The sequence below is a fragment of the Micromonospora sp. CPCC 205558 genome, assembly GCF_036902955.1.
In the GTDB taxonomy this organism is placed as follows: Bacteria; Actinomycetota; Actinomycetes; order Mycobacteriales; family Micromonosporaceae; genus Micromonospora.
Window position 1 is genome coordinate 543,563 of sequence record NZ_JBAKHR010000001.1, and the last position, 16,308, is coordinate 559,870.

14 protein-coding genes are annotated in these 16,308 nt (G+C 72.5%); 11 read left to right on the forward strand and 3 right to left on the reverse strand.

What is annotated here, in order from left to right; genetic code table 11:
• Nucleotides 1-80 precede the first annotated feature (80 nt).
• From V6U86_RS02315 to V6U86_RS02365, 11 genes are all read left to right on the forward strand, one after another.
• A complete protein-coding gene (locus tag V6U86_RS02315; protein WP_334497813.1) occupies nucleotides 81-1,745 on the forward strand; it encodes an ABC-F family ATP-binding cassette domain-containing protein in 1,665 nt (554 codons plus the stop codon).
• A 187-nt stretch (nucleotides 1,746-1,932) separates the two neighbouring features.
• The gene (locus V6U86_RS02320; RefSeq protein WP_334497815.1) at nucleotides 1,933-3,036 is read left to right on the forward strand and encodes a LacI family DNA-binding transcriptional regulator; all 1,104 of its coding nucleotides are present in this window, start codon (nucleotides 1,933-1,935) and stop codon (nucleotides 3,034-3,036) included.
• A complete protein-coding gene (locus V6U86_RS02325) occupies nucleotides 3,033-3,968 on the forward strand; it encodes a carbohydrate ABC transporter permease (RefSeq protein WP_334497817.1) in 936 nt (311 codons plus the stop codon). Before V6U86_RS02320 ends, V6U86_RS02325 begins: the two co-directional genes overlap by 4 nt.
• A 1-nt stretch (nucleotide 3,969) precedes the next feature.
• Nucleotides 3,970-4,809, forward strand: a complete 840-nt coding sequence (locus tag V6U86_RS02330) for a carbohydrate ABC transporter permease (protein WP_238667634.1) — start codon at nucleotides 3,970-3,972, stop codon at nucleotides 4,807-4,809.
• Between the two features lie 39 nt (nucleotides 4,810-4,848).
• On the forward strand, nucleotides 4,849-6,141 hold the full coding sequence (locus V6U86_RS02335) for an ABC transporter substrate-binding protein (protein WP_334497821.1): 1,293 nt from the start codon (nucleotides 4,849-4,851) through the stop codon (nucleotides 6,139-6,141).
• A 4-nt stretch (nucleotides 6,142-6,145) separates the two neighbouring features.
• Entirely contained in the window at nucleotides 6,146-7,315 is a 1,170-nt protein-coding gene (locus V6U86_RS02340; protein WP_334497823.1) for an ADP-ribosylglycohydrolase family protein, read from the forward strand.
• A complete protein-coding gene (locus V6U86_RS02345) occupies nucleotides 7,312-8,679 on the forward strand; it encodes an ADP-ribosylglycohydrolase family protein (RefSeq protein ID WP_334497825.1) in 1,368 nt (455 codons plus the stop codon). The genes V6U86_RS02340 and V6U86_RS02345 overlap by 4 nt, the downstream gene beginning before the upstream one ends.
• The gene (locus V6U86_RS02350; protein WP_334497827.1) at nucleotides 8,676-9,614 is read left to right on the forward strand and encodes a ribokinase; all 939 of its coding nucleotides are present in this window, start codon (nucleotides 8,676-8,678) and stop codon (nucleotides 9,612-9,614) included. The genes V6U86_RS02345 and V6U86_RS02350 overlap by 4 nt, the downstream gene beginning before the upstream one ends.
• Nucleotides 9,611-11,560 (forward strand): SUMF1/EgtB/PvdO family nonheme iron enzyme, encoded by a 1,950-nt coding sequence (locus tag V6U86_RS02355; protein WP_334497829.1) that lies wholly within the window; start codon nucleotides 9,611-9,613, stop codon nucleotides 11,558-11,560. Before V6U86_RS02350 ends, V6U86_RS02355 begins: the two co-directional genes overlap by 4 nt.
• Nucleotides 11,557-12,744 carry a CaiB/BaiF CoA transferase family protein gene (locus tag V6U86_RS02360; RefSeq protein WP_334497831.1) on the forward strand — a complete coding sequence of 396 codons (1,188 nt, stop codon included), beginning with the start codon at nucleotides 11,557-11,559 and terminating at the stop codon, nucleotides 12,742-12,744. The genes V6U86_RS02355 and V6U86_RS02360 overlap by 4 nt, the downstream gene beginning before the upstream one ends.
• Nucleotides 12,744-13,565 carry an HpcH/HpaI aldolase/citrate lyase family protein gene (locus V6U86_RS02365; RefSeq protein ID WP_334497833.1) on the forward strand — a complete coding sequence of 274 codons (822 nt, stop codon included), beginning with the start codon at nucleotides 12,744-12,746 and terminating at the stop codon, nucleotides 13,563-13,565. Before V6U86_RS02360 ends, V6U86_RS02365 begins: the two co-directional genes overlap by 1 nt.
• Here V6U86_RS02365 and V6U86_RS02370 read toward each other — a convergent pair.
• The 3 genes from V6U86_RS02370 to V6U86_RS02380 form a co-directional block, all read right to left on the reverse strand.
• Nucleotides 13,553-14,209, reverse strand: coding sequence for a DUF305 domain-containing protein (locus V6U86_RS02370; protein WP_334497835.1), 657 nt, complete (start codon nucleotides 14,207-14,209; stop codon nucleotides 13,553-13,555). The genes V6U86_RS02365 and V6U86_RS02370 overlap by 13 nt on opposite strands.
• Nucleotides 14,210-14,279: 70 nt before the next feature.
• Nucleotides 14,280-15,194, reverse strand: coding sequence for a DUF1996 domain-containing protein (locus V6U86_RS02375; RefSeq protein ID WP_334497837.1), 915 nt, complete (start codon nucleotides 15,192-15,194; stop codon nucleotides 14,280-14,282).
• A 744-nt stretch (nucleotides 15,195-15,938) separates the two neighbouring features.
• Nucleotides 15,939-16,308: C39 family peptidase (locus V6U86_RS02380; RefSeq protein WP_334497839.1), on the reverse strand; the 370-nt coding region annotated here is incomplete at its 5' end.

Below are 16,308 nucleotides of genomic sequence, written 5' to 3' on the forward strand. Positions count from 1 at the left end.
CGCTGCGGCCTCCGTCGTCATGTCCTGCTTCCGCCGGGGTGCCGGTGTGCGCCCCGGATCGTCGTTCTCCGAGGTTCCCCATGTCTGTTCGACCTGCTCTCATCGCCCATGACCTCGTGCGGGTCCGCGGCGACCGCCGGGTGCTCGACGGCGTCTCCCTGACCGCCGCGCCCGGCCACCGGATCGGCCTGATCGGTGAGAACGGCACCGGCAAGACGACACTGCTGCGGGTCCTCGCCGGCGTCGACGTACCCGACTCCGGCACCGTCACGCGCCCACCGGACGTCGGCTTCCTGCACCAGGAAATGCCGCTGCGAGCATCCACCACCATCGCCGCCGTCCTCGACGACGCGCTGCGCGAGGCTCGCGCCGACCTCGCCGAGCTGGACCGGATCGGCGTCGCGCTCGCCGACTCGGTGGAGGGCACCGAGCAGCACGACTGGCTGCTGGCCGCGTACGGCGAGGTGCTGGAACGGGCGCAGGACCGCGACGCCTGGGACGCCGACCGGCGTGCCCGCACGGTCCTCGACGGCCTCGGTCTCGGCGGGCTGTCCCATGACCGCATGGTGGGCGCGCTCTCCGGCGGGCAACGTGGCCGGCTCGCCCTCGCGGCGATGCTGATCCGCCGGCCGAGCGCGCTGCTGCTCGACGAGCCCACCAACCATCTCGACGACGCGGCGGCGGCGTTCTGCGAGGACCAGCTTCGTGCCGTGCCGGGGGTGGTCCTGGTGGTCAGTCACGACCGGGCCTTCCTGGACGCGGTCTGCACCGATCTCATCGACCTGGACCCGGCGGTCGGCGGGCCGGTCCGCTTCGGTGGCGGCTACACCGCGTACCTGACGGCGAAGCGGGCCGAGGCGCAACGGTGGCGCCGGCGCTACGACGACGAGCAGTCGCTCCTCGCCGAACTGCGCGAGGCCGCCGCCGTGACCGGGCACCAGGTCGCCCACGGCCGGGGCCCGCGCGACAGCGAGAAAATGGGGTACGGGCACACCGCGGGCCGTGTCCAGAACCAGATTTCCCGTCGCGTCCGCGACGTTGTCCGTCGATTGGAGACGATCGAGCGCGACCCCGTTCCGGTTCCGCCGGAGCCGTTGCGCTTCCACGCGCCGGCGCTCGCCGTCGGCGACAGCGACGGAGTCATCGTCACGGCGGAGCGGCTGGAGGTTCCCGGCCGACTGCGGGTGGCGCACCTGGAGATCAGGTCTCGCGACCGGTTGTTGGTGACCGGCCCCAACGGCACGGGCAAGTCGACTCTGCTCGCCGTGCTCGCCGGCCACCTGGTCGGTGCCGGAGCGCTCTGGCGACGACCGGATCTGCGGGTCGGCCTGCTCGCCCAGGACACCGTCTTCGCGGATGCGCGACGGACGGCCCGGCAGGTCTTCGACGCGGCCGTCGGCGTGGAGCGGGCCGAGGTCGTACCGCTGTCATCCCTCGGGCTGCTCGCCCCGGCGGACCTCGACCGCCCGGTGGCCGACCTGTCGGTGGGACAGCGCCGTCGACTCGCCCTGGCGGTGCTCGTCGCCGATCCGCCGGAGCTGCTCCTGCTCGACGAGCCCACCAACCACCTCTCGCCGACGCTCTGCGACGAGCTGGAGGACGCCCTGGGTGCCGGCCCGGGTGCCATCGTCGTGGCCAGCCACGACCGCAGACTCCGCTCCCGCTGGCCAAACAGAAAGTTCCCCCTACGGCTGCCCCCCACCCCACCCCACCCCACCCCACCCCACCCTCACCTGAACCGTTGATCATGAAGTTGTTGCCCTCCGCCGCGGCGTGTCGTGGCAATAACTTCATGATCAACGCGGTGGGGGTGGGGTGGGGGGCAGGGGGGTGGGGGTTGGAAACGTTTTCGTAACGGGGGGTTGACCTCTCCTGCGCTTGCGGAGCAGACTCCCCGGAAACGTTTACAGCTATCGGGTGGAGGTGCCGGACGTGGGTCGTAAACGTTTACAGGAACCGGCGGACGGCCGGCCCACGGTGCACACCGTCGCCGCCCGCGCCGGCGTCTCCATCGCGTCCGCCTCGCGGGTGCTCAACGGCGTCGGCGGCAGCCCCGAGACGATCCGCAAGGTCCGCGAGGCGGCGGCCGAGGTGGGCTACGTGCCCAACGCGATCGCCCGGTCGTTGCAGTCCCAACGCACCGGTCTCGTCGCGCTGGCGGTGGAGGACATCGGCAACCCGGTCTACGTGGAGATGATGCGCGCCATCGAGGCCGTGGTCGCGTCCTCCGGGCGGCAACTGCTGGTGCACGCCACCGGCGGGCGGATCGACAACGAGACCGCCCTGCTGCGGCGGCTGGCCAACCGCTACGTGGACGGGATGATCGTCTCGCCGATCCGGGTCACCGACGAGCACCTCACCGCGCTGACCGACAGTCCGGTGCCGGTGGTGGTCGTCGGCCAACTCGCCGCGGACGCTCCGATCGACAACGTGCGTACCGACTCACGGCACGGTGTGGCGCTGGCCGTGGACCATCTCGTCGCCACCGGCCGCCGGCGGATCGGGTTCGTCAACGGCCCGCTCGACACCGTCCCGGGCGCTGCCCGCGACGCCGGATTCCGGGCCGCCCTGGCCCGACACGGCATCCCGCTCGACGACCAGCTGATCGAGGTCGGCGACTTCCAGTACGCGGCCGGACGTGCCGCCACCGAGCGACTCCTCGCCCGCGCCGACCCGGACGCCCTGGTCTGCGCCAACGACCTCATCGCGGTCGGCGCGCTGCACGCCCTGCTGGTCGCCGGTCGCCGGGTGCCGCAGGACGTCGCCCTGGTCGGCATGGACGACACCGAACTGGCCCGAATGATGTTTCCCCAGCTCTCCAGCGTCTCGCTCGGCTCGGCTGAGCGTGGCCGCCGGGCCGCCGAACTGCTCCTGCAACGCATTGCCGACGCCGCCCTGCCGCCGCGGCGCGAGCAGGTGCCCCCAAACCTCGTCGTCCGCGCGTCCAGCGCCGCGACACTGCCGGCCCCCCGACCCGCCACCGGGCCGCCCGGCCCACCGACCACCCACCCGTCCAGCGAAGGGGTGACCGCATGACCACCCTGACCGAGCGGCCGGACGTCGAACGGGCCGGGTCGGCCCGTCGGCCGAACCGGTTCCGCTCCGACCGCACCACCATCTACCTTTTGTTGCTGCCGTCGCTGCTGCCGATCCTGCTGCTGTCGGTGTTCCCGCTGCTGCGGGGCATCTACCTCGGCTTCACCGACGCCCGCGCCGGACGCAACGTCGAGGTCAGCTTCACCGGCCTGGCCAACTACCGGGAACTCCTCGGCGACGAGCTGTTCTGGAACTCGTTCAAGATCGGCCTGCTCTGGGCGGTCGGGGTGACGGTGTTGCAGTTCCTGCTCGCCCTCGGGCTGGCGCTGCTGCTCAACCAGCAACTGCGGTTCCGAGGTGTGGCCCGGGTGCTGGCCGTCGTGCCGTGGGCGATGCCCCCGGTCGTGGTCGGCATCCTGTGGAAGCTCGTCTACCACCCCGACGCCGGCCTGATCAACGAGTTCTTCCACCGCGTCGGCGCCGACGGGCTGCGGACGAACTGGCTGGGCGACTTCAGCACCGCCCTGCCCGCGGTGATCATCGTCGGGGTCTGGGCGGGTATGCCGCAGACCACCGTCGTCCTGCTCGCCGGTCTGCAGGGTGTGGGTCGCGAGCTGCACGAGGCGGCGGCGGTGGACGGGGCGAGCACCTGGCACCGGTTCCGGCACGTCACGTTGCCCGCGCTGGCGCCGGTGATCGTGGCGATCACCTCGCTGGACTTCATCTGGAACTTCAACTCGTTCGGCCTGGTCTACGTGCTGACCGCGGGTGGACCGGGCGGCAAGACGATGCTGCCGATGCTCTTCGCGTACGAGGAGGCGTTCCGCTACGGCAACTACGGCTACGCGGCGGCGCTCGGCAACGTCATGGTCGTGATCATCGTCGCGCTGCTCGCTGTCTATCTCCGTCGCCGGCTCAGGGAGGCGAACTGACATGTTCGGAAAACCGAGCCGCACGAGCCGGACGCTTCAGTACCTGGCGCTCGCCGGCTACCTGATCTTCCTCGGGTTCCCGCTGGTCTGGCTGCTTTCCACGGCGTTCAAACCGCCGCGCGAACTGGTACGCCTGCACCCGACGTTGATCCCGGACAACCCGACCCTGCAGAACTTCGTGCAGGCCTTCACCGAGCAGGAGCTGGGCCGGGCGGCGCTCAACAGCCTCCAGGTCTCCCTCGCCTCGGCGGTGCTGACCGTGCTGGTCGCCATGCCGGCGTCGTACGCGTTGGCCCGGTTCCGCTCCAAGCTCGGCACCGCCGCGCTGGGCTGGGTGCTGCTGTCCCAGCTCTTCCCGTTCGTGCTGCTGATCATCCCGATCTTCCTGGTGCTGCGGCAGGTCGGCCTGGCCAACACGCACGCCGGGCTGGTGCTGATCTACGTGGTCTGGGCGCTGCCGTTCGCGCTGTGGATGCTGCAGGGCTTCGTCCGCAACATTCCGAGGGAACTGGAGGAGGCCGCCTCGGTCGACGGCGCGACAAGGGTGCAGGTCCTGCGGCGGGTGGTCTTCCCGCTGCTCGCCCCGGGTCTGGTCGCGACCGCGCTGTTCTCCTTCATCTCGGCCTGGAACGAGTTCTTCTTCGCACTGGTGCTGATCAAGACCCCGGAGCTGGCCACCCTGCCGGTGGCGTTGGCCCGCTTCGTCGGCATCGAGGGCACCGCCCGGCTGGGGCCACTGGCCGCCGGCTCACTGCTGGCCACGCTGCCCAGCCTGATCTTCTTCGCGTTCATGCAGCGCCGGCTCTCGTCCGGGTCGCTCGCGGGCGCGGTCAAGGGCTAACCGTCCCCCCAACCACCATCACCAAGGAGGTAACCCCCCATGCTCCCTACCCGATTCCGTCGACTCGCGGCGGCCGCCGCGGTCACGGTCATCGGCCTCGGCGCGCTCACCGCGTGCGGTGCCGGCGGCGACGACGAGGCCACCTCCGGCCCGGTCAAGCTGCGCTTCCTCAGCCTCGCCTGGCAGAAGGAGTCGTTGCAGGTCAACAAGGACCTGGTCGCCAAGTGGAACGCCGAGCACCCGGACATCCAGGTCGAGTACGTCCAGGGTGACTGGAACTCGGTGCACGACCAGCTGCTCACCTCGTTCGAGGGCGGCGACGCACCGGACATCGTGCACTACGAGGCGTCCTCGATCGGCGAGTTCAGCAAGCAGGGCTACCTGGCCGACCTCTCCGACCTGGTCTCCGCAGACCTCAAGGGCCAGATCGACAAGAGCATCTGGGACACCGCCACCGTCGACGGCAAGGTCACCGGTGTGCCGTTCCTGCTGGAGTCGCAGGTCGTCATCGCCAACAAGAAGCTGCTCGACGACGCCGGTGTCGCGGTGCCCCCGGTCGACGGGGGCTGGACCTGGGACGAGTTCCAGGCCAACGCGCAGAAGCTCACCAAGCCCGGCCAGTACGGCGCGGCCTGGGCCCTGAAGTCGCCGACCAACCGGGTGCTGAACCTGGCGCTCAACTACGACGGCAAGTTCTTCTACGAAGACGGTGGGCGCACCGAGGTCAAGGTCGGTGACGCGGAGAAGGAGATCCCGAAGCGGATCCACGACATGATCTACACCGCCAAGTCCGCCTCCCCGGAGGCGCTCGGCATGAGCGGCGCGGACACCCTGCCCGGCTTCTTCGGCGGCAAGTACGCGATGCTGCCCGGCTCGGTGTCGCTGCGCCAGCAGATGGTCGAGCAGGCACCGGCCGGCTTCGAGTGGGTCACCCTGCCCCCGATCAAGGGACTCTCCAGCAAGCAGGCCGCCAACCCGCAGACGCTGTCGATCTCCGAGGACAGCAAGCACAGGAAGCAGGCCGCGCAGTTCCTGGAGTACTTCCTGAACCCGACCAACATGGCAGCCCTGGCCAAGGGCGACTGGTTGGTGCCGACCGGCAAGCAGGCCAACGAGGAACTGGTCAAGCTCACCGCCGGAAAGCAGGGCTGGGACGTCGCCGCGGACAGCGCAACGGACCTGACCGTCGCCCCGTTCCAGCAGGCCGACGGCTATCCGGAGTGGAAGACCAAGTACGCCACCCCGGCCCTCCAGCAGTACTTCGCCAACAAGATCACCCTCGATCAGCTCGCCACGCAGCTGGTCGACGGTGGCAAGCAGGTTCTGAGGTAACGACATGTCACTCTTGCTCGACACATCGGTCGGTTGCCTGGTCGGCGCCGCGGTCGGAGACGCCCTGGGTGGCGCCACCGAGACGGCGCTGCCCGAGCAGATCCGGGCCCGCTTCGGCGGCTGGGTCGAGGGCATCGTGCCCCCGTACCACGCCGACTGGGCCACCGCGCGACCGCTCGCGCCTTACCACAAGGGCGACGGGCACATCACCGACGACACGTTGATGACCCACGCCCTGGTTCGCGCGTACGCGGCCAAACGGGACCACCTCGACGCGTACGACGTGGTGGAGCTGCTGGTTCCCGACCTGATCGAGCGGGTGGTGTACATCCCCGACCTGGAGCGCGACGGGGTGACCTTCCACCGGCTCGCCGCCGCCGAACGGTGGCTGGTCACCCGACTGCACCACGCCCACGCGGACCCCCGCGAGGCCGGCGTCGGCAACATCGTCAACTGTGGCGCGGCCATGTACATGGCCCCGGTCGGCATCGTCAACGCGGGCGATCCGGCCGGGGCGTACGCCGAGGCGGTGGAGATCGCCGGCGCGCACCAGCACAGCTACGGGCGGGAGGCCGCCGCGGTCTTCGCGGCCTCGGTCGCGGCGGCCGCGACTCCCGGCGCGGGCGTCGAGGACGTCGTCGCGGCGGCGCTGGACCTGGCCCGCGACGGCACCCGCGCGGCCATCGACGCGGTGGTCAAGGAGGCCCGCGGGCACCACGACTGGAAGCAGGCGATCCCGGCGCTGCGTGCGGCGGTCGCCCCGTATGACACGGTGGGGGAGGAGTACCGCAGCCCTGGCCTCGGCGCGCGGCGGCCCAGTCGTCTGCACGCCATCGAGGAACTGCCGGTGGCTCTCGGCATGCTCGTGGTGGCCGGCGGCGACTTCCGGGCCGCGGTGCTCGGCTCGGTCAACTACGGCCGGGACGCCGACTCCACAGCCACCATGGCCGCCGCCATCGCCGGGGCGCTCGGTGGCGCCGACGCGGTGCCGGCGGAGTGGTCCGAGGTGGTCGCCACCGCCTCGAAGACCGACCTGGTGGAGCCGGCCCGGGTCCTCGCGGCGGTGGCCGGCGAGGTCTTCGAGCGCGACCAGGCCCGGTTCGCCCGACGCGCGGAGCGTTTCGCCGGGTTGGCCACCGGTGCCACCCGGGGGGCTGGGGGCGAGACCCGGTGAGGATCACCTGGGTTCAACCGGAGGACCTCCTGCCGCACGAGCTGGCGGCCAGCCGGGACGAGGGGCGCGACGTCGCCGCCCTCGCCGAGCAGTGGACGGCGGCCGGCGGGGATCTGACCCCGCCGGTCAGCGGGGCGTCGGCCACCCCGGCGTCGCCGCAGCTGCGGGCCCTCGCGACGCAGCTGCTGGACGTCGCCGACGCGTTGCCCGCCGTCGACACCGCCGACGAGGCCGACGACCTGGCGACGCTGCGCGCCGGCTGGCCGGCCACCTGGTCGCTGCCGACCGAGGCGGCGTACGACCGGCTGCACGGCGGTTGGCTCGGCCGGGCGGTCGGCTGCCTGCTCGGCAAGCCGGTGGAGAAGATTCCCCGCGAGGGCATCCGGCAGATCCTCACCGCTACCGACCGGTGGCCACTGCGCGACTGGTTCACCGCGAAGGGACTCCCGGCCGACGTCGCCGCCCGCTGGCCGTGGAACCGGCGCAGCGCGCCGACCAGCCTCGCCGAGAACATCGACGGGATGCCCGAGGACGACGACCTGAACTACGCGTTGCTGGCCCTGCGCGTGCTGGAGACGCACGGTCGGGGCTTCACCAGCGCCGACGTGGCGCAGGCGTGGTTGGACTGGCTGCCCGGCGGGCGGGTCTTCACCGCCGAGCGGGTGGCCTACCGCAACCTGCTGCTCGGGTACCCGCCGCCGCAGAGCGCCCGCCGGCACAACCCGTTCCGGGAGTGGATCGGCGCGCAGATCCGCACCGACGTGTACGGCTGGGTCAACCCCGGCCGGCCGGACCGCGCCGCCGAGCTGGCGGTGCGGGACGCGACGGTTAGCCACGTCCGGGGTGGGGTGCACGGTGCGCTCTGGGCGGCGGCGCTCGCCGCCGCCGCGCCGGTGGCCGACACCGTCGACGAGGTGCTGGACGCGGCCGAGGCGGTGCTGCCGCCGGGCAGCCGGTTCGCCGCCACGGTCCGGGAGGCACGCGCCCTCGGCGCGGGGACCGACGACTGGGAGCAGGTGGTCGACGAGCTGTACGCCCGACACGGCCACCTGCACTGGGTGCACGTCCGCAACAACGCGGCGCTGGTCGCCGCGGCCCTCGCGTACGGGCGGGGGGACCTGGAACGGTCGATCACGGCGGTGGTCAGCGGCGGCTGGGACACCGACTCGACCGGCGCGACGGTCGGCGCGGTGACCGGTGCGCTCACCGGCGCGTCCGGCCTGCCGGAGCGCTGGGTCGCCCCGCTGCGCAACCGGCTGGCCAGCAGCATCGCCGGCTTCGACGGGATCGGCTTCGACGAGCTGGCCGAGCGGACCCTCGCCCTGGCCCGGCCGGGGAGCAACACGGAAGGGAGCGTGGCATGAGCGCGCGGGTGGCGGTGGTGGGCAGCAGCAACCTGGACCTGGTGGTCACGGCGGCGCGACTGCCCCGCCCCGGTGAGACGGTGCTCGGCGAGAACTTCCGGACCGTACCCGGCGGCAAGGGCGCCAACCAGGCCGTCGCCGCCGCCCGGGCCGGCGCCGCCTGCGACTTCGTCGGCGCGGTCGGCGACGACGAGTTCGGTACCCGGATGCGGGCGAGCCTCGTGGACGCCGGCGTGGACGTCCGGGGTCTGCGGACCGTCGCCGGCCCCTCCGGCGTCGCGTTGATCGCCGTCGACCGGGACGCGGAGAACTTCATCGTGGTCGCGCCCGGCGCCAACGGCACGCTGACCGAGCTGGACGCGGACGACCGGGCGACGATCGCGGCAGCGGACGTGCTGCTGCTGCAACTGGAGGTGCCGCTGGCCGCCGTGATCCAGGCGGCGGGCTGGGCCCGGGCCGACGGCACCACAGTGGTGCTGAACGCCGCGCCCGCCGCCGCGCTCCCCACCGAACTGCTCGACCTGGTCGACGTGCTGGTGGTCAACGAGCACGAGGCCGCGGTCGTCGCCGAGGTCGCCTCCGACGACCCGCCGGTGCTGCTCGACGCCCTGCTGAAGCTGGTGCCCCGGGTGGTCCTCACCCTCGGCGCGCGCGGCGCCGGATACGCCGACCGGTCCGGCCTGCGGGTCACGGTCCCGGCGCCGCGGATCGACGCCGTGGACACCACCGCCGCCGGGGACGCGTTCACCGGCGCGCTCGCCGTGGGCTGGGCCGAGCGGGGCGGCGCCAACAGCGAGGACACCGTCACGGCCAGCCTGCGCTGGGCCTGCGCCGCCGGCGCGGCCTGTGCCCAGCGGCCCGGAGCGTCCACCGCCCTGCCCGACCGGCCGGCCATCGACGCCCTCTACGACGCGACCTACCGAGGTGCACCGTGAGCTTCAACCCGTACGTCCCGCGCCCCATCGACCGGCCAACCGAGGTGCCGTTGGGCGGGCACGCCGACCTGAGCACCCTGGACGAGGCGAAGATCTTCGCCGCGCCGGCCGACCCGGCCGACTGGCCCGCCTGGCGGGAGCAGATCACCCGGTGGCGGGCCGACGCCCGGGCCCGGATCGGCTACGTCGGCGAGCACTACGACGAGATCGCCGGTGACTGCTTCAGCGTCTGCCTGGCCTGGCTCTGGGACGAGACCCTCTACGACCACGAGCGCGGCGTCTTCACCGTCGACGAGTTCCTCGACGCGGCCGGACGGGACTTCGGCGGCTTCGACGGAGTCGTGCTCTGGCACGCCTACCCGGTGATCGGCCTCGACGACCGCAACCAGTTCGACTGGTACCGGGACGTGCCGGAGCTGCCCGAGGTGGTGCGCGCGTTCCAGCGGCGTGGGGTGCGGGTCTTCGTCGACTACAACCCGTGGGACACCGGCACGCGGCGGGAGCCGGGCAGCGACGCCGAGGAGGTCGCCACGTTGGCTGGCAAGCTCGGCGTCGACGGGGTCTTCCTGGACACCCTCAAGGAGGGCGCCGGGGAGTTGCGCGCCGCGCTGGACGCGGTGCGCCCCGGCATGGTCCTGGAGGGCGAGAGCCGGGTGCCGCTGGCCCGCATCGCCGACCACGCGATGTCCTGGGCACAGTGGTTCGCCGACTCCGAGGTGCCCGGCGTGCTGCGGGCGAAGTGGTTCGAGCGACGGCACGTGCTGCACCACACCCGGCGCTGGCACCGCGACCACCTCGACGAGCTGCACTCCGCCTGGCTCAACGGCGTCGGCGTGCTGGTCTGGGAGAGCGTCTTCGGCGTCTGGGTCGGCTGGAACGAACGGGACCGCGCGGTGCTGCGGGCGATGCGCCGGGTGCAGGCCAGCCACGCCGCGTGGTTGCGCGCCGAGGACTGGGTGCCGCTGGCCGACCATCCCGGCGACGGCCAGGTGTACGCGTCCCGCTGGACGCACGACGACGAGCCCTTGTGGACGGTAGTGAACCGGGGCGCGGACCACGACGGTCCGTGGCTGCTCACCGACCCGAACGCCGGCCGACACTTCGTCGACCTGGTCACCGGTGCCGAGCTGAGCGTCACCGAGACCGCCGACGGTCGGTTGGCGGTGGGCGGCCCGCTCCCGGCCGGCGCGATCGCCGCCGTGACGCGTGGAGTCGCCACCGCGCACCGGCACGAGCCGCCGAGCGGCGACCCGTCCTTCCCGGCCCGCGCCGCGGTGCGCGTCCGCACGCCGTGGGCGCCCCGACCGCAGGTGCCGCCGGGCCTGGTCGCCGTCGAGGGCGGCCGGTACGACCTGGTCGTCCGGCACCGGGTACGGGAGACCGGGCTGTACGGCGAGGCCCCCTACGTCGACGAGTGGAAGCCACTGCCGCCCCGGCTGCACCACCCCGGGACGTTGCGGCGCAGTGTGCGGCTCGACCGGTTCGCCATCGCCGTGCACGAGGTCACCCACGGCGAGTACGCCGAGTTCCTGCGCGCCACCGGCTACGTTCCGGTGCGCCCGGAACGATTCACCGCCGGCTCCGGTCCGGCCCACGCCCCGGCGACCGGGGTCGAGCTGGCCGACGCGCGGGCGTACGCGGCGTGGGCCGGGCTGCGCCTGCCCACCGAGGACGAGTGGCAGGTCGCCGCCGAGGCGGGGCTGCTCGTGCGCCGCGAACCGTTGGTGTGGAACCTGACCGAGAGCGAGCACTCCGACGGTCGTACCCGGTTCGTCATCCTCAAGGGAGGCGCCCAGTACCGGGCGGAGGGCTCCGACTGGTATGTCGACGGTGGCCCGCAACCGGCGGACGTCTCGGTGAAGCTGCTGCTCACCGGCGCCGGTCTGGCCCGCTCCGAACAGGTCGGCTTCCGTTGCGCGGCCGACCTGCCGGAGGTGACCCGGTGACCGCGCCACTGGACGGGGTCAAGGTCGTCGACCTGGCCACCCTCTTCGCCGGGCCCCTCGCGGCGGCGTTCCTCGCTGACTTCGGCGCCGACGTGATCAAGGTGGAGCATCCGGCCAAGCCGGACCCGTCGCGGGGGCACGGCCCGGCCCGTGACGGTGTCGGGCTCTGGTGGAAGGTCCTCGGCCGCAACAAGCGCACCGTCACCCTCAACCTGTCCGACCCGGACGGCGCGGCGTTGCTGCGCCGGCTGCTCGCCGACACCGACGTGCTGGTGGAGAACTTCCGCCCCGGAACGCTGGAGCGGTGGGGCCTCGGCCCGGCCGAGCTGCACGCCGTCAACCCCCGGCTGGTGATCACCCGGATCAGCGGGTTCGGGCAGGTCGGCCCGTACGCCCGCCGGCCCGGCTTCGGCACCCTCGCCGAGGCGATGAGCGGGTTCGCGGCGGCTACCGGGGAACCCGACGGGCCACCGACGCTGCCCCCGTTCGGGCTGGCCGACTCGGTGAGCGCGCTCGCCGCCGCGTACGCGGTGATGCTCGCCCTGCGGGCCCGCGACGTCACCGGCACAGGGCAGGTGGTCGACCTCGCCATCATCGAGCCGATCATGGCGATGCTCGGGCCGCAGATCACCTGGTACGACCAGCTCGGCTACCTCCAGCCCCGGCTGGGCAACCGGTCCAACAACAACGCCCCGCGCAACACCTACCGGTGTGCCGACGGGCGCTGGGTGGCGGTCTCCACCAGCGCGCAGAGCATCGCCGAGCGGGTGTTGCGGCTGGTCGGTCGCGGTGAGCTGGTCGACGAGCCGTGGTTCGCCACCGGCAGCGGCCGGGCCGCCCACGCCGACGAGTTGGACGCGGCGGTGAGCGCCTGGGTGGCGCAGCGGGACCGCGACGAGGTGGTGGCCGCGTTCGAGGAGGCACAGGCCGCTGTCGCGCCCGTCTACGACGTGCGCGACATCCTGACCGACCCGCAGTACGCCGCGCTGGGCACCGTCCGGACCGTGCCGGACGAGGAACTGGGCGAGGTGCGGATGCAGAACGTGCCGTTCCGGCTCGCCGAGACGCCGGGCGAGATCCGGCACGCCGGCCGGCGGCACGGGCAGGACACCGACTCGGTCTTCGGCGCGCTCGGCCTGAGCGCCGAGGAGTTGGCCGCGCTGCGCGAGCGGGGGGTGCTCTGATGCTGTTGAGCTGGCTCTACGTGCCCGGTGACCGCCCGGACCGGTTCGCCAAGGCGCTCGCCTCGGGTGCCGACGCGGTCATCCTCGACCTGGAGGACGCCGTGGTCGCCGGCCGCAAGGCGTACGCCCGGGACGCGGTCGCCGAGTTCCTCGCCGAGGCGCACCCGGTGCCCGTGCAGGTCCGGGTCAACGAGCTGACCGGCCCGGACCTCGACGCCGACCTGGCGGCGGTTGCCGGCCGACCCGGGTTGGCCGGGCTGCGGCTGCCGAAGGTCGAGTCGGCCGCCGCGCTGACGGCCCTCGCCGAGCGCGTCGACGTGCCCCTGCACCCGCTGATCGAGTCGGCGGCCGGGCTGGAGGCCGCGTACCCGATCGCTGCCGCCCACCCGGCGGTGGCCTCGATCGGGCTCGGTGAGGCCGACCTCCGCTCGGATCTGGGGGTGAGCGACGACGACGGGCTGCTCTGGGCGCGCGGCCGGGTGGTGGTCGCGGCCCGCGCGGCCGGTCTGCCCCCGCCGGCCATGTCGGTGTACGCCGATGTTGTCGACCTCACCGGTCTGGCCGCCTCCTGCGCGGCGGGTCGACGGCTCGGCTTCCTCGGCCGGGCGGCTATCCACCCACGCCAGCTTCCGGTGATCGTCGAGGCGTTCCGACCGACCGAGCGGGAGGTGGCCCGCGCCGCCGAGCTGCTGGCCGCCGTGGCGGACGCACACCAGCGCGACTCGGGGACCGTGGTGCTGCCCGACGGCCGGTTCGCCGACCGCGCGATGGTGGCCGCCGCCCGCCGCGTCGTCGACCTCGCCGCCCGCTACGCCGGCTGAGTCTCGCCGGCTGTCTGATCTCGGTGACCGGTTGCCGGCTGCGTTCCGGGCGGGTCGAGCTTGTCGAGCCGGGCGAGGTCGGCGGTGCCGCGCCGGACCACGGCGGCAGCCAGCGCGACGGTCGCCGGCTGGCTTCCGTTCTGCTGCTCTGCGACGGCGACCCGGACCGACTGCGCCAGGTGCGCCCGCAGGTGCGCGACGAGCAGACGGTGAAACGGCACCCCGGTGGCCGACCGCAGCGCGGTCAACTCCGCAGGGGTCACCATGCCCGGCATGTCGTGCCCCTCGTGCGGATTAGTCGTTGGCGCGGCGGACTCGACCAGTAGTCGGTGGGCGGCGTCCAGTTGAGCGCGCTGGGCGGCCGCCAGCTGGGCGGCAGTGCGCCGCCAGGCCGGGTCGGTGGTGCATGCCGGCACCAGATCGAGTACGGGCAGCAGGCGTTCGGTCATCGCCACGGCCAGTTGCAGCCAGGCGGTGTCGGTAGGGTTGAACAGTTTCGCCGTACCCGTGGGTGCCGGCTCTGTCGTCGCCGGTGGCGCGGTCACGGACGGTGTGCTGGTGCTGGCCGCGTCCCGTGGCCCGGCGGCGCAGCCGGTGACGAGCAGCACGGCGATCAGCAGCGTGGACGCCGTGGGCTGTCGCATCCGACTCCCTTCCCACCCCGGGGTGGCGGGCCCGGGCTGACCGGACCCGCCACCGGTGTGAACCTGTCGCTCAGATCGGTCGGCCGTCGTGACCGCACTTGATGACGGGACGGATGCAGTCCTGGACCCGGCGGGCCAGCTCGGCCACCGGCCAGGCGTTGAAGAAGTCGCCGTGCATTGTGTAGCCCGGTCCGGAGGCGAGCCGGAACCGCGACGGGTCACCGGTGACCGGGTACCGCAGCACCTGCCGCAACTTGGGCACGTGCACCGGGTGGGTGCTCGGGCAGGCCTGGTTCACCGGGTACGCCAGGTGGCTCTTGTGGTCCGGTGAGTCGAGGTCGCGACCGTTCCAGCACTGCGGGAAGTCCAGGTACGACTCCAGCATGGTGCCGGACGGGCAGTTGACGAAGTCCTTCGACGGCGGCACGTGCCCGGCGTGCAGGCACGACCAGCGGGCGATGCTGTCGTTCGGCCCGGTGGCCTTCGCGTTGCCGGCGACGAGCCGCAGCCCCTGCGGGAACGGCTGGGTGTTCGCGACCACGTCGGCGCGTACGCCCTCGCCCAGGTAGTAGAACGTGGCGATCGCCGGCTCCACCGCGACGTTGTCCCGGTACAGGGTCGGCACCCAGTACGACGAGACGTCCACCAGGGGGTTGCAGGTGGTGGGGGAGTTGACCAGGTCGGGGAGGGTGGTGTTGGCGTTCGTCACCGTGCTGCCGAAGAAGCTGTGCATGTGCGAGGCCCCGGGCAGCCCGGGGAAGATGATCGGGTCGTCCGGCAGTCGGTGGCTGTAGGTGCAGTCGGCGGGGAACTCGGCGACCCGGATGACGTTGACGCCGAAGTCGGCGCCAGCTCCTCCGGGTGCGGCGTCGGCCCGCTCGGTGGCGGAGACCAGGTACGTGCCGAGTAGCACCAGCAGGGCGCCGATCGCCGTGGCGAGGCGCAGTCGGCGGGGGATGCCGGAGAGGGGTGCGGCCCTGTCCATCGTGACTCCTGTCGGGGGGACGGGTCAGGGGGCAACTCCGGCGCCGCCGCCGAAGACAGCGGAGTGTGTCCTGGCCAGACTGGTGGTGGCCGGTTGGGCCATTGCGAGAGAGCGCTCTCAGAGGTTCAAGCGTCACCCTGATGTCGAAACTTGTCAATACGTGGCGCAATTGGTGGACATGACGACGACGAAAGGGCCGGGCCCCATGGTGGGTTGAGCCCTTGCCTGGCCGACCGGGACGCCTCGCGACCGCCCTCGCGACCGCCCTCGCGACCACCCTCGGGACCATCCCGCGGAACGCGGGCTCGACCCCCGGCATCCTTGTTCGGCCCCTTTGGAGCTGATGTCGTGAACGAATCACCCGCGGCTCGTCGGCCATGCCTGATTCGTCTACGACATCAGCTCCAAAGGACCTGTGACTCGGTCGGTGGGGTGAGCCTGTGGCTCGGTCGGCGAGGTGGTCTCGTGACTGGGTCGGTGGGGTGGGTCTGTGGCTCGGTCGGCGAGGTGGGTGCGTGGCTGGGTCGGTGGGGTGGGTCTGTGGCTCGGTCAGCGAGGCGGTCCCGCGACTGGGGCGGCGGGGTGGCCTGTCGGGGGCGGCTTGGTGTGATGGGTGGCTGGCCGGTGGCCTGGTCAGCTCGACTTCGTTCGAGATTGTGGGCGCGTGGACAGTGACCCGGTCATGCCGAAGGGCCGGGCCCCGTGGTGGGGTCCGGCCCTTCGTGTCGTGCGGGGTGTTGGTTGTCAGCTGGTGGCGTAGCCGCGGGTGGCGATCCAGTCGGCGAGGTGCTCGACGGTGACCTCGTAGGAGGCGGTGTTCGGGTTGGCGGAGTCGGCGATCTTGACTACGTTCCCGCCGTCGCGGTAGCCGACGACGCTGATGTAGTGCCCGCCCTCGTAGGAGTGGCTGACGCCGTCGGTGTCGGTGCTGGTGCCGGCGATGTTCGCGACCACGGCCCGGCCGTCGTCCACGGTGCGGACGATGTCGGCGCGCAGTTGGTCGGTCTGCTTGGCGTCAGCGTCCGGGCTGCTGATCTCCACGGAGTGGTAGGCGTCGGCCTTGCCGGTTTCCTTGTTCAGCACCGGGGTGATGTCGTTGATGGAGTTGGTGCCG

Bases quoted from the DNA above. Each gene is read 5' to 3' on its own strand.
- V6U86_RS02315 (WP_334497813.1), top strand. From the start codon at position 81: ATGTCTGTTCGACCTGCTCTCATCGCCCATGACCTCGTGCGGGTCCGC.
- V6U86_RS02325 (WP_334497817.1), top strand. From the start codon at position 3,033: ATGACCACCCTGACCGAGCGGCCGGACGTCGAACGGGCCGGGTCGGCC.
- V6U86_RS02330 (WP_238667634.1), top strand. From the start codon at position 3,970: ATGTTCGGAAAACCGAGCCGCACGAGCCGGACGCTTCAGTACCTGGCG.
- V6U86_RS02335 (WP_334497821.1), top strand. From the start codon at position 4,849: ATGCTCCCTACCCGATTCCGTCGACTCGCGGCGGCCGCCGCGGTCACG.
- V6U86_RS02340 (WP_334497823.1), top strand. From the start codon at position 6,146: ATGTCACTCTTGCTCGACACATCGGTCGGTTGCCTGGTCGGCGCCGCG.
- V6U86_RS02350 (WP_334497827.1), top strand. From the start codon at position 8,676: ATGAGCGCGCGGGTGGCGGTGGTGGGCAGCAGCAACCTGGACCTGGTG.
- V6U86_RS02365 (WP_334497833.1), top strand. From the start codon at position 12,744: ATGCTGTTGAGCTGGCTCTACGTGCCCGGTGACCGCCCGGACCGGTTC.
- V6U86_RS02370 (WP_334497835.1), bottom strand. From the start codon at position 14,209: ATGCGACAGCCCACGGCGTCCACGCTGCTGATCGCCGTGCTGCTCGTC.
- V6U86_RS02375 (WP_334497837.1), bottom strand. From the start codon at position 15,194: ATGGACAGGGCCGCACCCCTCTCCGGCATCCCCCGCCGACTGCGCCTC.